This is a genomic window from Stenotrophomonas sp. AS012628, from assembly GCF_010608305.1.
Lineage (GTDB): Bacteria > Pseudomonadota > Gammaproteobacteria > Xanthomonadales > Xanthomonadaceae > Stenotrophomonas > Stenotrophomonas geniculata.
Genome location: NZ_VMBJ01000034.1, coordinates 37,272 through 51,270, shown reverse-complemented (window position 1 = coordinate 51,270; position 13,999 = coordinate 37,272). Strand labels below are relative to the sequence as shown.

Below are 13,999 nucleotides of genomic sequence, written 5' to 3'. Positions count from 1 at the left end.
GGCCAGGCGATGTCGCGCGTGTTGCTGGGCCTGTCGATCGCGATCCTGGTCGGCAATCCGCTGACCACCTGGCTGGGCCAGCAGCTGAGCTGGCGCACCGCCTTTGCCCTGGTCAGCGTGCTGGCCATCGCCACCGTGGCGATGATCGCGCGCTTCCTGCTGCCGGACCCGGACGAGGTTCGTACCTCGCCGATGCGCGAACTGCGCGCCTTCAACACCACCCAGGTGTGGCTGGCGCTGGCGATCGGCGCCGTTGGCTTCGCCGGCATGTTCTGTGTGTTCACTTACCTGGCGCCGACCCTGGTGCAGGTCACCGGCGTGGCCGAATCGTGGATGCCGCTGGCGGTGGGCGTGTTCGGCATCGGCGCGATCATCGGCAACATCGCCGGTGGCTGGCTGGTCGACAAGTTCCACTTCAAGGCCGCCGCCGTGGTGCTGCTGTGGTCGATCGTGATGCTGCTGCTGTATCCGCTGGCCGCGCAGTCGGTGTGGACCATCGGTCCGATGATCATCACCGTCGGCACCATGGGCGCGCTGGCCGCAGTATTGCAGACGCGCCTGATGGACGTGGCCGGCGAAGCACAGACCCTGGCCGCCGCCTCCAACCATGCCGCCTTCAATACCGCCAATGCGCTCGGGCCGTGGCTGGGCGGCATGGCGATCAGTGCCGGCTTCAGCCCGGCCAGCACCGGCTATGTCGGTGCCGCCACTGCCATCGGCGGCCTGCTGCTGTGGTGCGTGGCGGTGATGCTGGACAGGAAGCGCAAGACAGCCGGCGTGGGCAGTCACTGACCTTCGCGCCGGATCGTCAGCTGCTGCCCGCGCGGCGGCGGCGATCCGGCCGCAGCAACGCCGTATCGCCGGCCGCAAGTGTCGGGCGCGCCAGCTCACCGCGCTTGACGCGCTCCAGCACCCGCCGCGAGTTGGCCGCGCAGTCGATGCCCTCCGGCCGCGCCTGGATGTCCTCGATCAGGGCCAGCAGGTGCGCCCGGCTCTGTGCCAGCCGCAACTGCAGCGCCTCGATGTCGGCCACCTTCTGCTGCAGCATCGTGATCAATGCGTCGTGCTGCCACTGGCCCATGTCCGGTGGCAGCAAGGCGCGTATCTCCTCCAGGCTGAAGCCGGCGCGCTGCGCACCGGTAATCAGCTCCAGCAGCAGCACCGCCTGCTCCGGGTAGTCGCGGTAGCCGTTGGCCTGCCGCTGGACCACCAGCAACCCGGCCTCTTCGTAGAAGCGGATGCGCGACGCTGCCAGACCCGTGCGCCGGGCCAGCTCACCGATCTTCATCTGCCTGAATCCTCGACATCGGAACCTGTTGACCTTCAATCAAACTTGAAGGTTAGCGTAGCGCCATTCCCCTGTCCTGGAGCTGTCCGATGTCGCTGTTCTCGCCCCTGGCACTACCCTCCGGTGCCGTCATCCGCAACCGCATCGCCAAGGCGGCGATGGAGGAAAACATGGCCGATGCCGACCACGCCCCCTCCGAAGCGCTGCTGCAGTTGTACCAGCGCTGGGCCGACGGCGGCGCCGGACTGATCATCACCGGCAACGTGATGGTCGATGGGCGCGCCATGACCGGGCCGGGCGGCGTGGTACTGGAAGACGATCGTCACCTCGACCGCTTCACCGCCTGGGCGGACACTGCCCGCTCGCGGGGGGCGCAGATGTGGATGCAGATCAATCACCCGGGGCGGCAGATGCCGGCCGCACTCGGCCAACCCGCGCTCGCGCCGTCAGCCGTTGCTTTGCAGATGGGCGCGCTGTCCAAGCAGTTCGCACCGCCGAAGGCGATGACCGAGGACGACATCGACGCGGTGATCGCGCGCTTCATCCGCAGTGCCGAGCTGGCTGAGCGCGCCGGTTTCAGCGGGGTGGAGATCCATGCTGCGCACGGCTACCTGCTCAGCCAGTTCCTGTCGCCGCTGTCGAACCAACGCAATGACCGCTGGGGCGGCAGCCTGCACAACCGCGCGCGCCTGCTGCTGGAGATCGTGCAGGGGGTGCGCGCGGCCGTGGCGCCCACCTTCGTGGTGGCGGTGAAGCTCAACTCCGCCGACTTCCAGCGGGGCGGCTTCTCGCCCGAGGACGCGCGCGCCGTGGTGGAGATGCTGGCGCCCCTCGGCGTGGATCTGGTCGAACTGTCCGGCGGCAGCTATGAAGCACCGGCCATGACCGGCGCCGCACGCGACGAACGCAGCGTGGCCCGCGAAGCGTACTTCCTCGAATTCGCACGCGAGATCGCCACGGTGGCAACGATGCCGCTGATGGTCACCGGCGGCATCCGCCGCCGCGAAGTGGCAGAACAGGTGTTGGCCAGCGGCGTGGCCATGGTCGGCATCGCCACCGCGCTGGCGATCGAGCCGGATCTGCCGCAGCACTGGCAGCAGGGCCGCGACCCGGTGCCGACACTGCGCAACATCAACTGGCGCAGCAAGCCGCTGGCGGCCAGCGCGCACATGGCCGCAGTGAAGTATCAGCTGGGCCGGTTGAGCCGGCACCGCCCCACCGCGCCCGGTATCTCACCGGCCTGGGCACTGCTGCTGGCACAGGCGGACGTAAAGTGTCGGACCCGCCGCTACCGGCGCTGGATCGGCGCCCGCGTCATCGCACATTGAGCCGCGCGGACTTCTCATCACCGCAGCGATGCTCCACCATCTGCAGGATCGGCGGCACTCCGCCGCCGGTCGCAACTTGGAGATGGAAGCCACGTGGCAGCAGGATCGACCAGGAACCGCGAGAAGCTGCTCGACGACCTGCTCTCGCTGGGCCGCAACTGGGCACTTGCCATCGCCATCGCCGGTGCCGGCGCGGCCGTCCACTACAACGAATCGGTCTACGAGGCCGGGCTCTGGCGTGGCCTGCTGCCCCCCCTCTGCTTCCTGGTCGCGATCATCTGGATCGTGCTCAGCATCATCCGCTTCGACCTGACCCTCCAGCAGCACTTCGAGCGCAAGCGCACGCGCTGGCTCAGCCGCCTGCTCTACGTGGTGCTGCTCGGTACCGGTATCACCGCCGTGTTCTTCGTGACCGAACTGGCGTCCAACAACCACATCGCAAGAATGTGCGACGCCGTGGCCAACGAACCGGCCAGCCGGATCCACAGGTCCGCCGAGTGCCAGCGCCTGTATCAGCATCGGGCGGCCTACCGGCAACGGCTGGAGTCGGCCGAGGGCGAGTTCGACTGAAGCCTGCGCCGGCTTCGCATCGCGTGCGCGAAAAACACATGGCGTGGATATGCCGTCGGGCACAGTGGCTGCGCCTCCCTTGCAGCGAACGAACGCCGCCGACATGCACCACCCACCCGCCCCTGCCCGTCACGATGCCATCGCCCTTCAGGCCGGTGTACTCGGCAGTGTGTTGGGCGTGACGCTGTTCAAGGCGATCGCACTGTCCGCACTGGCGAGTGGATCCTTGATGGTGATCGGGCTGTGGCTGCTGGCCTGCGCGCTGCTGGCTGCCTGGGCACTGGCCGCCTGCCTGGCCTGCCTTGCGCTGAGCCGGCGCGTATTCGTGCTGATGCTGGCGCTGAGCATGGTGCTGATGATCTGCGTCGCCTGACAGCAGCAGGCGCCGGACTATCGCGCATCTGTTATAGAATAACAAGTGCGGTTGGTCGGATTGTGCGTGCCCGGGGTCACGGATTTGAATTCCATGGCCAACCCGGCACCACCCGAGACCTCCCCATGACCCTGCAGCCCCTGCTTCGCGCCTCCCTCACCGCCGTTGCCCTGGCCTCGCTCAGCGCCTGTGCCACCTATGACGACAGCAACATGCATCAGGCCTGCCAGGAATCACCGCATCTGAAGGACCTGCCGCCCGAAGTGGCTGCCCGCGAGAGCCGCTGCAACAAGGGCATGGAAGTGTGGTCGAGCGAGCGCAAGGGCAGTGACAGGCCGATCGACCTGAGCGGCAGGAAGAAGGATCTCTGAGCCGCCTGGCATCTTGATCGTTCCGATGCATGCGGATGACCAGCCCGTCACGATCAGAAGGGCAGGATAAGGCCTCCCCCACCGCGACGACTTTCCCGATGCCGGCCACTGGTCACCCTGTCATCCATGCCTTTGAAGCTGTGTTCGACCTGTCTGGCGGAGTGGAGCGCATTACGGCGCTCACTGTCATCTGCCGGCATTGTTCTGAAACCCGCTCGGCCAGCGAAGACAACTTGGTCCAGCTGCCGGGCGGTGCCTTGTTCCGCTGCGATGGATGCGGCAGTCATCAGGCGGTGAGCCATGCGCGGGTTGCCGATTGGCAGGTGAATTCGCTTCTGGGTGTCTGAGGCTGGAATACGACGGTGCCATGACGCAGGCTGTTGGCGCAGGGATGATGGTGAAGTCAGAGGCCGCCCCGTGAGCCACCTCGTCGGCCCGAAGGGCCGATGACGGCCAGGGCGCAGGACCTGTGCAGAGCGCAATGACATCACCTCGGCTAAGCTGCGGCACCTTTCTTCGCGCACGGCCATGCATCCCTTCCCCCTTCCTGTCTCGGCACCCGATCAACTCGCCTACCGGCTGCTGCAGGACAGCGACTGGGCCCGTTCCGCCGACGCCGCCAACGCTACTCCCGAACTTCGCGCTCTGCTGGCGATGATCCTGGATTGTCCGGAGCCGCTGTGGATCGCATGGGGCCGCGACAACAAGGCGTTCTTCTTCAACGATGCCTACCTGCCGATGCTGGGCGGCAAGCTGCACGGCGCCATGGGCAGCCGATTGGAAGACGTCTGGGCGGACGTCTGGGCCGACGTCGTCGATGCTGTCAACGACGCCTTCGGCGGCACGAGCCGCAGTTTCAAGAACATGCCGTTGATGATGGACCGTGATGGCACGTTGCGCGAGACATTCTGGACGTTCTCCTACTCGCCGCTGCGTGCCGGTTGCGGAGGCGTGGCCGGCATCATCTGCGTCGTCAGCGAGCAGACCGAACGGGTGATCGAGCGCGACCGGCACACGCGCCAGGTAGCGGCCATCACCGAGCAGGCACGCGAGGCCCACCTTGAACTGGTACGCGCCCGCGAACAGCTGCGGCAGTCGCAGAAGCTGGAGGCCATCGGCCAGCTGACCGGCGGCGTTGCACACGACTTCAACAATCTGCTGCAGGTCATCACCGGCTCCGTGGACATGCTGCTGCATACCTGGCCAGCCGGAGATGCGCGCCTGCGCTATGTACAGGCCATCGAAACCGCCGCTGATCGCGCCACTCGCCTGACCGCCCAGCTTCTGGCGTTCTCGCGTAGACAGAGCCTGTCGCCGCAGGTGTTCGACCTTTGCGAGAGCGTGCGCGCGCTTTCAGACATCATCACCACAGTACTGGGTGCGCGCATCTCCGTATCAGTAAACCTGCCCGACGCCCCGTTGCCGGTACTGCTAGACCGGACCCAGCTCGACACCGCACTGATCAACATCGCGGTGAACGCGCGCGACGCCATTGACGGCCACGGCAAGGTGACGATCGATGTGGAACAGCTGACATCGGTGCCTTCCGTGCGGTTCGCGGCGCCGATGAAAGGCAACTTCGCTGCGATCAGCGTCAGCGACACCGGTGCCGGTATCGATCCGTCCGTGGTGGACCGGATCTTCGAGCCATTCTTCACCACCAAGGGAGTGGGCGCGGGCACCGGGCTTGGCCTCAGCCAGGTGTTCGGCTTCGTCAAGCAGTCCGAGGGCGAAGTGGACGTACAGAGCCAGGCCGGTGTCGGTACGCGCTTCACGTTGTATCTGCCGCTGGCGCAGGAAAACGCCACCATCGAGCTGCCGACCACGCAACAGGGGCTGCTGCATGGCCACGGATTGTGCGTACTGGTGGTGGAAGACAACGTGGATGTGGCCGAGTTTGCAGTCGGGGCGCTGCGCGAGCTTGAGTACAACGTCGTACTCGCGCGCAATGCCGACGAGGCACTGGCGGAGCTCGAGCGCGACGCTGCGCGTTTCCACGTGGTGTTCAGCGACGTGGTCATGCCCGGGACCAATGGGCTGGATCTCGCCCGCACCATCCGCAGCCGCCTGCCCGATCTTCCGATCATTCTCACCAGTGGCTACAGCGAACTGCTGGCCCGCGATCCAGGCCACGGTTTCACGCTGCTGCGCAAGCCCTACTCACTGAAGCAGCTGGCCTCCGTGATGACCGAGGCCAGCCGTCGCTCGCAGACGATGGTGACTGCGCTTTAGCCGGCAGATCACCGCGTCGGACCGGTCCAGGAAGCAAGCGCCGAATCAAGGCCGGGCATATCTCCTCCTATGCCGCAGGTCCAGGCAACGACGCCATCCGGGCGCACCAGCACCGCCCCCAGACCCGATGCCACATCTCCAGTATCTGCGGCGCAGGCGATGGAAGGCTGCCAGCGTTGGCCATGCTGCGGCGGCGAAGACGCCGGGTCGAAAACAAGCAGCGCCCCCTGCCCCGCTCTCAGCAGTTCGCCCAGGCGGCGGCCATCGGCCAACCGGAAGTCCGGCGCGCTCCTGCCGACCAGCGGGTGCTCTCCGCCAAGTTCCAGCTGCTGCGAAACACCCCAGATCCGCTCGGCCAGATACGTGGCCCCATCGCGGGTGCAGGCCAGGTCGGCCATGATCGCTGCCAGCGCGCGCGAGCCGGCCCCGGGACGCATCAGCGCAACCTGCGCGCGCGACCAGTCCAGCACCTTGGTGCCCACCGGATGGCGCTCAGACTGATAGCTGTCCAGCAGCGCCTCATCAGCCTTGCCCCCCACTACGGCGGCCAGCTTCCAACCGAGGTTCATCGCATCGCCGATGCCAAGGTTCAGCCCCTGGCCGCCCAACGGTGAATGCATGTGCGCGGCATCACCTGCCAACAGCACACGGCCGCTGCGATAGGCCGTCGCTTGGCGCGCAGCATCGGTCCATGTCGTGGCCAGGTGCAATGCAGTGATCGTTGCCTCGCGGCCAGACACCCGCCGCAGCAACGCTTGCGCGGAGTGCCGGTCCAGTGGCGTGCGATGGCCCGCGCCACCGTCGAAATCGGCCAGCGCCAGCAGGCCTGGCGGGTTGAAATTGCACATCCCGTGATCGGTGAACTGTCGGCCCGGTGTGAGTACACACCCATCTGCCAGTTCGACCAGCAGCGTGTAACCGGTGAACTCCGGCCCGGTTCCAGCAAAGATGAAGCCCGATTGCTTGCGTACCGTGCTGCGGGCCCCATCACAACCGACCAGCCAGCGGCCGTGGACCCTGCCGGAGCCGATGTGCACGGCAACCTGCGCCTCGTGCGCATCCACCGCCTGTACCGCACGCCCGCGTTCGATGCGCACGCCCAGCGCAATCGCACGTTCGGCCAATACCGTTTCCAGGGCCTGCAGCTCCACCGCCATCTGAGTGCCCACTGGCGTCGGCAGGCGCCAGCTCCAGCGCGTGCGGTCGACGTCGTCCAACGCAAACGGAATGCCGGCGAAGTGGCCCCCCAGCGCCCGCGGTTGCGCCAGCCAATGGGCGGCGCCTAGCGGCGGCGCGCCCTTGTCGGGCTTGAGCACCTGAGTCGCGACGACCGCGTCCAACAGGCCACGCCGATCCAGTGCCTCCAGCGTGGGGACGTTCAGGCCGCGCAGCCCGAATGGCAGGCGCTTCAACGGCGAATCAGCAGACCCGGCCTGTTCCAGCACCAGTACCGAACACCCGGCATGGGCCAGTTCGCAGGACAGGAACAAGCCAACCGGGCCAGCACCGGCAATGACGACGTCGTACAGCATGGAGATTCCTTGTGAGCGCCGGGTCGGCGCTGTGGCGGGAAAAATGTTACACTCGGTGTACGTTTTTACACGTGAACCACCCATGACCCCGCTTCCTGGCCGTCGCCAGCAACGCAAAGCCGAGACCCGACAAGCGATTTCCGACGTCGCCACCGAGCTGATCATCCGGCGGGGCTTCGAGGCCGTCTCCATGTCCGAGATCGCCGAAGCCGCGGGCGTCTCACGCAAGACGGTCTTCAACTACTTCGCCAGCAAGGAAGACCTGGTGTTCGATCGCGATGAGGAGGCGCGCACGCTGCTGCGCGAGGGCATGATGGCGCGCAGCGGAATGACCCCGCTGATGGCCTTCCAGTCACTCGTGCGCGAGTTGCTGGAGGCGGGCCATCCACTGCTGCGCATCAATGCCGGTGCTGCCGCCTTCTGGGGCACCGTGGCGGAGAGCCCGGTACTGGTCGCGCACGCGCGACGGCTGCAGGCGCAGTTGACTGACGATCTGGCGCAATTGATGGCCAACGCTGTCGGCCGGCCCGGACATGACGCCGAAGCGCGATTGGGCGCGGCCATGCTGCTGGCGTCGATGGTGGCGGCCTATGAGAAAGGACTGGCAAGCCAACTGCAGGGCGAGGACCCGCGCGAGGCCATGCTGCAGCTGATCGTGCGCGGCGCCACCGGGGTACTGGTGGCCTTGGCGGGCACCCCATATACGGACCCCGGCGCGCGTCCATAGCGCATTCGGGGGATAGGTTTCGACGCGTTGCAAATGCTAATCTTTCTCATTTGCAGACACATAGCCCCTCCCCAATGCCCCTTCGCACACCCCTGCAACGCACCCTGTACCTGGCACTGACCCTGCCCTTGGCACCGCTTGCCCATGCTGCCGAGTCCTCTACTGCCGCGCCCAAGGACCTGGACAAGGTCGAGGTTCGCGGACGTGCACAGGCGCTGTACCGGGTGGACGATGCTGCGGTCGGCACCCGCACGGATACACCGCTGGAGCTGGTCCCACAGTCGATCCAGGTCATCCCGCGTGAACTGATCGACGACCAGGCGGCGCGTCAGGTAACCGATCTCTATCGCAGCATCAGCGGCATCAGCTATTTCAGCTATGCCGGGGTGACCCTGCGCGGCTTCCGCCAGGAGAACGTGCTGTATGACGGTCTGCGCGGCGACCCGTATGCAGGATTCTCGGTGCCGCAGTTGTTCAACATCGAGCGCGTGGAAGTGCTGAAGGGACCGGCAGGCGCGCTTTATGGCGGGGGTGATGCGGGCGGTGTCATCAACTACGTGACCCGCAAGCCCAAAGCCGCTGCCGAGCGCCGCATCGAGGTCCAGCTGGGCGACAAGGACTTCCGTGCCGGATCGATCGAGGGTACCGGGCCGTTGAATGCCGCCGGCAGCGTCCGCTATCGCGCCGGGCTCTATGCCGACAATGAAAAGGGCGTGCGCTGGAACACCGACAGCGAGAGCGTGATCGGCGATGCCTCGCTGGCCTTCGACGTCGGACAGACCGGCGAACTGGTGCTGCAGTTCACCGACATCACCCAGAACCTTGGCGGCAACCGTCTGCGCGGCGTGCCGGTCAACGATGCAGGCACGTTCCTGACCGACCGCCGCTGGAACCACAACGAGGCCAGCGACTTTCTCGACATGCGCGCCAAGGTGGCGCTGGCGCAGTACCGCTTCGCGCCGCTCGACACGCTGGACCTGGACTTCGCCGCCCGCTGGTTCAGCAACAACGAGCACCAGATGTACCACGAGCCGATGGGCCTGCTCGATCGTGACCGCGATGGCGTGGCCGAATGGATGACCCGCCAGCTGCGCAACCAGATCCGCGATAACGACGCATTCACTGCCAACGGCAATGCAGTCTGGCGGGTGACCACCGGCGCGGTGGAGCACAAGGTGCTGTTCGGCGCCGATGTATACCGGCTGGATGCGGACTTCACCGCACAGACCGCGAACAGCGCTGACCTTGCGCGTGGCGCCGGGCCGGTGCGCGGCATCGACCTGTTCAATCCCGTGTACGGCGCCAGTACCTGGCACGACTACAACCTGGCGGCCCTGCCCTGGCGCAGCACGTCCACCCGCAGCAAGCGCTATGGCGGCTACCTGCAGGACGAACTGGCACTGGGCACACGCTGGCATGTGCTGGCCGGACTGCGCTGGGATGGCTTCAAGGATGAGGACCGCATGGGTGGCAGCAGCGTGGATGGCAATGATCTCAGCTGGCGGCTGGGTAGCACGTTCACCGTGCGCGAGGGCCTGAATGTCTACGCCAACGTCGCAAGTGGTTTCGTGCCGCAGAGTGCCGCCAACCAGAACCCGGCCGCTGGCGGACCGTTCGATGCCGAACGCAGCAAACAGTGGGAAGTGGGCATGAAGTCCCTGCTGGCCGACCGTGTGACCTTGAACATGGCGGCCTACCGGATCGACCGCAGCAACATCGTGCAGGCCACCGGCGAGGTGATTGGTGGTGTGAACCAGTTGGCCCCGCTGGGCCTGGTACGCAGTACCGGCATGGAGCTGGACCTTCTGGCCGACCTCACCGAGCGCTGGGTGCTGAACCTGACCTACGCCTACAACGATGCGCGGGTGAAGGACGCCGGGCCGAATGGCATCACCAACGCCTCCGGCGACCGATTCGCCAATGCGCCGCGCAACAAGCTGGGATTGTGGACGCGTTATGACCTGCCGGCGATCAACTCCGCCATCGGCTTTGGCGCCGATCACGTCGGCGAACGCGTCAGCCTGGATGGGCAGACAGTCAAGGCCTACACCGTGTTCGACGTGAGCTGGAAGACCACGTGGAGACAGTGGCAGTTCCAGGCCAACGTCAAGAACCTGTTCGACAAGGTGTACGCGGCCAGTGGCTTCATCGAACGCAACGGGCATTTCCCCGGCGAGCCACGACGGGTGTATGTGCAGGCGGCCTACAGCTTCTGAGGCAGGGCTGCGAACAATGATGACAGGGGGAGGTGGCTACCCACCTCCCCTCCCGGCATCAGTGCGAGCAGGCCACAAGCATCGAGCGGGTGGCCATCTGGGTGGAGGTGAAGCCGTTCTTGTTGCCCACCGCGATGGCATTGCCTTCGTCGCCATCCTTGCTGAAGACCACATAGCCACCTGGGCACATCTGCCCGGCCTTTTCGTAGCAACCACTCCAGGAGCTGGAGCCGCTGCAGTCGATGGAGACACCGCGCCGGCCATCGGGGGTAACGGTCATCCTGGCGGTGGTACAGCCACTCAGCGCGGCCACGAACAACAACGGAACGAACAACTTCATGGGTACTCCAGGGGGCTGGGGATCAGCGGAAGAGCGCCAAGGCTGGAGTGCCCGGATTGCGCGAACCTTGCGCCCATGCGGTCTTTCCCGCGTCATTACAGCCTTGCGGGACATCGGGAAGGCACGCCATGTTCACGCAATGTTCCTGTAATACGGTGCCGGCGCGTGCCGAACCGCCCCGCCACGCCCCCTTCCTGCGCAAGCCCTGCCGATGCACATCCTGCTGATCGAAGACGAAGCCGAACTGGCCGCTACCCTGAAGTCCGCCCTGCAGCGCGAGCGCTACGTGGTGGACCTGGCCAACACGCTGGCGCTGGCCCGCGAAGCGGCCCTGTGCGGATCGCACGACCTGGTATTGCTGGACCGCACCCTGCCCGACGGCGACGGACTGGGATTGATTTCGCTGTTGCGTGAGCGCAACCCCGGGGTGCCGATCATCGTGCTGAGCGCGCTGGGGCAGCTGCCGGACCGCATCGCCGGCCTGGATGAGGGCGCGGACGACTATCTGGCCAAGCCCTTCGCACTCGAAGAGCTGTTCGCCCGCATCCGCGCTGCCGGGCGCCGGCCGAGCGGCATGCAGGTGGAACTGGTGAGCATCGGCCGGTTGGTGTTCGATCCGGCATCGGGCGAGGCCAGCGTGGGCGGGCAACGGCTGGAGCTGCCGCGCCGTGAGATACGTGTATTGGCCACGTTGGCCCGGCGGCTGGGCCGCACCGTACTGCGCGAGTCGATTGAGATGGCAGTGTATGGATTCGATGACGGCATCCATTCCAACACGCTCGATTCGCATGTCTCGCGCCTTCGCCGCAAGCTGGCCGATGCCGATGCAGGAGTAGAGATACACGCCATCCGCGGCGTCGGCTATCTGATGCGGGAAGCCAAGTAATGGCGCGTCGTCCATCGCTGAAGCGCCCGTTGATCGTCAAAACGCTGATCTATCAGCTGCTGGCGTTGCTGGTGGCGTTCTTCGCGCTGCTGATGGTGCTGATACGTGCCGACAGCGGTGGCTACTACACCATCCAGACCTTCGCGCCGGTGGCTGCCGACGCGGTGCACCGCGACCGCAATGGCGAACTGTACGTGCAGAACACGCCGGAACTGGCCGAACTGCTGAAGATCGTTCCCGGTGCATGGTTCATCGCCGAGGATGAGCACGGCCACCACGTAACGTTCGGGCCTGTGCCGCCGGCCTATGCCTCGCTGGTAGGCGCACTGGATGGCATCCCCTTTGGCGACCTGCGCGGACGGGATCGCAGCGATGGCCTGGCCGTCGTGGTCCGCCAGCACAGCGGGCCGGCCGGCAAGCTGACCATCATGGCCCATGGCGAAACCGATACGCTGACCTGGCAGATGGCGCTGGCGGCACACATCATCACCCTGCCGATCTTCCTGCTGCTGGGCCTGGCCACCATCGTCCTGACACCGATCATCGTGAGACGGGCCCTGGCCGGGGTGGAGCGCATCGCCCAGGAAGCCCGCAACATCTCCGCCAGCCGCCGCGGTGTCCGCCTGACAGAAACCGCTGTGCCTGTGGAGATCGCTCCGTTGGTGACGGCGGTGAATGAAGCACTGGAGCGGCTGGACGAGGGGCACGAACGGCAACGCCGCTTCATCGCCGCCGCCGCGCATGAGCTGCGCACGCCCATTGCGATTCTGAGGGTAAAGGTCGATGCGGCCGACGACGCCACCTCGCGCAGCCTGGCCGTGGAAGTGGCGCGGCTGGCGACGCTGGCAGAGCAGCTGCTGGATCTGCACCGCATGGACGAAGACGGGCCTAAGGAAACCATCAACCTGGCGCGGGTGGCCAAACGGGTGGCCGCCGATCTGGCGCCGCTGTTGATCCAGTCGGACAAGACCGTAGCCGTGGCGGTGGAATCACATTTCCCGGTGCTCGGCGAGACCGGCGCAGTGGAGCGGGTAATTTCCAACCTGGTACTGAATGCTGCCGAACATGGTGGACGCCAGATCATCGTGCGCGTTCAAGGCAGCTGCCTGGAGGTCGAGGACGACGGCCCCGGCATACCGGTCGACCAGCGCGAACGGGTTTTCGAACCCTTCCAGCGGTTGCGGCCGCGGCAGACAGGTGCGGGCCTGGGGCTGAACCTGGTGCGCCAGGTGATCGACCGCCACGGCGGCCACGTCACGATTCTGGATGCCCCTGGCGGTGGTGCATTGATCCGTGTCGAGTTTCCATTGCATCCGGGCGTGACCAGCACGCCACCGCTGGAGCACTGAACACATCGCATGCACCTGTGTAACTGGCGCCTGTCCATGCGTGGCCAGGAGCGAGGACAGGCAAGGTTGCGGCAATGTTCGCTGGACAGCATCGGGATGTGGCACCTGCCGTGCCACCGCGTTCCTATCTGACAGGAAACCTGCATGTGACCCAGGGAGCTCCCCCACCGTCCCCTTCCGCACGCACTGTGCCACCGCGGAATTCGCCGGGACTTACGGCTGCCGCATGGAATCGCCGCCCACACAATGCCCGCGCGCCCGGCCTGCAACATTGGCCGCTTTGGCTGCGGACAGTACCCGATATCGAGCGCGCTGGTGTGTTGATGCGACTGTTCGGCGCGTTGTTTCTGCTGCTGCCCGGCCTTGCGCTGGTGGCTTCAACGTATCGGCACGCGAGCACCGCGGCGGCGGCGGCCGTGTTCCTGTTCGTTGCCGTGCATGCCGCGCTGCACGGGCTGGCGGCATGGCGGGCGGCAACCCCGCACCCAACGCCACCGCTGCTGCGCGCCCTGGACGGCCATGCCGCTGGGATAATGATTGCCAGTGCGCTGCTGATCACCATCGGTGCAGGAATGGCGAAGCTGCATGCTTCGACCTTCCTCTGGTTGTTGGCCGGTGCTGCGATTCAACTCTGCACTGCGCGCATCGCAGGTCACCGGCTGCGAAATGCACTGCTGGTTCTCGGTAGCGCCCTGCAGTTCATCGCCGTGGCACTGCTCGCTCTTCATGCCGCGCGCTGACACAACGATCGCCCCGCAAGGTTCGCGCAACCCAGCGCATCGAGACT

The 13,999-nt window shown here is 66.1% G+C and carries 15 protein-coding genes; 12 read left to right on the top strand and 3 right to left on the bottom strand.

Annotated elements, in window-relative coordinates; all coding sequences use genetic code 11:
* Nucleotides 1–792, top strand: a 792-nt coding sequence (locus G5A07_RS15080) for an MFS transporter (protein WP_191863532.1), incomplete at its 5' end; no start/stop codon positions are given.
* Between the two features lie 16 nt (nucleotides 793–808).
* Here the strand turns inward: G5A07_RS15080 and G5A07_RS15075 are convergent.
* Nucleotides 809–1,288, bottom strand: coding sequence for a MerR family transcriptional regulator (locus G5A07_RS15075; RefSeq protein WP_191863531.1), 480 nt, complete (start codon nucleotides 1,286–1,288; stop codon nucleotides 809–811).
* Between the two features lie 89 nt (nucleotides 1,289–1,377).
* Here G5A07_RS15075 and G5A07_RS15070 point away from each other — a divergent pair, with 89 nt between their 5' ends.
* From G5A07_RS15070 to G5A07_RS15045, 6 genes are all read left to right on the top strand, one after another.
* Nucleotides 1,378–2,616, top strand: a complete 1,239-nt coding sequence (locus G5A07_RS15070) for an NADH:flavin oxidoreductase/NADH oxidase family protein (protein ID WP_049413021.1) — start codon at nucleotides 1,378–1,380, stop codon at nucleotides 2,614–2,616.
* Nucleotides 2,617–2,709: 93 nt separating this feature from the next.
* On the top strand, nucleotides 2,710–3,186 hold the full coding sequence (locus G5A07_RS15065) for a hypothetical protein (RefSeq protein WP_019338173.1): 477 nt from the start codon (nucleotides 2,710–2,712) through the stop codon (nucleotides 3,184–3,186).
* A 103-nt stretch (nucleotides 3,187–3,289) separates the two neighbouring features.
* Nucleotides 3,290–3,559, top strand: coding sequence for a hypothetical protein (locus G5A07_RS15060; RefSeq protein ID WP_049413019.1), 270 nt, complete (start codon nucleotides 3,290–3,292; stop codon nucleotides 3,557–3,559).
* 125 nt (nucleotides 3,560–3,684) lie between these two features.
* Entirely contained in the window at nucleotides 3,685–3,930 is a 246-nt protein-coding gene (locus tag G5A07_RS15055) for a hypothetical protein (protein WP_049413018.1), read from the top strand.
* A 29-nt stretch (nucleotides 3,931–3,959) separates the two neighbouring features.
* On the top strand, nucleotides 3,960–4,277 hold the full coding sequence (locus tag G5A07_RS15050) for a hypothetical protein (RefSeq protein WP_239683722.1): 318 nt from the start codon (nucleotides 3,960–3,962) through the stop codon (nucleotides 4,275–4,277).
* 181 nt (nucleotides 4,278–4,458) lie between these two features.
* Nucleotides 4,459–6,162 carry a PAS domain-containing sensor histidine kinase gene (locus tag G5A07_RS15045; RefSeq protein ID WP_191863530.1) on the top strand — a complete coding sequence of 568 codons (1,704 nt, stop codon included), beginning with the start codon at nucleotides 4,459–4,461 and terminating at the stop codon, nucleotides 6,160–6,162.
* Nucleotides 6,163–6,170: 8 nt separating this feature from the next.
* Here G5A07_RS15045 and G5A07_RS15040 read toward each other — a convergent pair whose 3' ends face one another.
* On the bottom strand, nucleotides 6,171–7,694 hold the full coding sequence (locus tag G5A07_RS15040; protein WP_191863529.1) for an FAD-dependent monooxygenase: 1,524 nt from the start codon (nucleotides 7,692–7,694) through the stop codon (nucleotides 6,171–6,173).
* Between the two features lie 82 nt (nucleotides 7,695–7,776).
* Here G5A07_RS15040 and G5A07_RS15035 point away from each other — a divergent pair, with 82 nt between their 5' ends.
* Together G5A07_RS15035 and G5A07_RS15030 are read left to right on the top strand one after the other, a co-directional pair.
* Nucleotides 7,777–8,421 carry a TetR/AcrR family transcriptional regulator gene (locus G5A07_RS15035; RefSeq protein ID WP_191863528.1) on the top strand — a complete coding sequence of 215 codons (645 nt, stop codon included), beginning with the start codon at nucleotides 7,777–7,779 and terminating at the stop codon, nucleotides 8,419–8,421.
* Between the two features lie 74 nt (nucleotides 8,422–8,495).
* A complete protein-coding gene (locus G5A07_RS15030; protein ID WP_191863527.1) occupies nucleotides 8,496–10,637 on the top strand; it encodes a TonB-dependent receptor in 2,142 nt (713 codons plus the stop codon).
* Nucleotides 10,638–10,695: 58 nt separating this feature from the next.
* Here the strand turns inward: G5A07_RS15030 and G5A07_RS15025 are convergent, their stop codons facing one another.
* Nucleotides 10,696–10,977 carry a hypothetical protein gene (locus G5A07_RS15025; RefSeq protein ID WP_191863526.1) on the bottom strand — a complete coding sequence of 94 codons (282 nt, stop codon included), beginning with the start codon at nucleotides 10,975–10,977 and terminating at the stop codon, nucleotides 10,696–10,698.
* A gap of 211 nt (nucleotides 10,978–11,188) precedes the next feature.
* On the opposite strand from G5A07_RS15025, the gene G5A07_RS15020 reads away from it, so the two are divergent.
* The 3 genes from G5A07_RS15020 to G5A07_RS15010 all read left to right on the top strand — a co-directional run bounded on the left by G5A07_RS15020 (nucleotide 11,189) and on the right by G5A07_RS15010 (nucleotide 13,952).
* On the top strand, nucleotides 11,189–11,863 hold the full coding sequence (locus tag G5A07_RS15020; RefSeq protein WP_043398654.1) for a response regulator transcription factor: 675 nt from the start codon (nucleotides 11,189–11,191) through the stop codon (nucleotides 11,861–11,863).
* Nucleotides 11,863–13,212, top strand: a complete 1,350-nt coding sequence (locus tag G5A07_RS15015; RefSeq protein WP_191863525.1) for a HAMP domain-containing sensor histidine kinase — start codon at nucleotides 11,863–11,865, stop codon at nucleotides 13,210–13,212. Before G5A07_RS15020 ends, G5A07_RS15015 begins: the two co-directional genes overlap by 1 nt.
* A gap of 323 nt (nucleotides 13,213–13,535) precedes the next feature.
* A complete protein-coding gene (locus G5A07_RS15010; RefSeq protein WP_049436684.1) occupies nucleotides 13,536–13,952 on the top strand; it encodes a hypothetical protein in 417 nt (138 codons plus the stop codon).
* The last annotated feature ends 47 nt before the right edge of the window (nucleotides 13,953–13,999 follow it).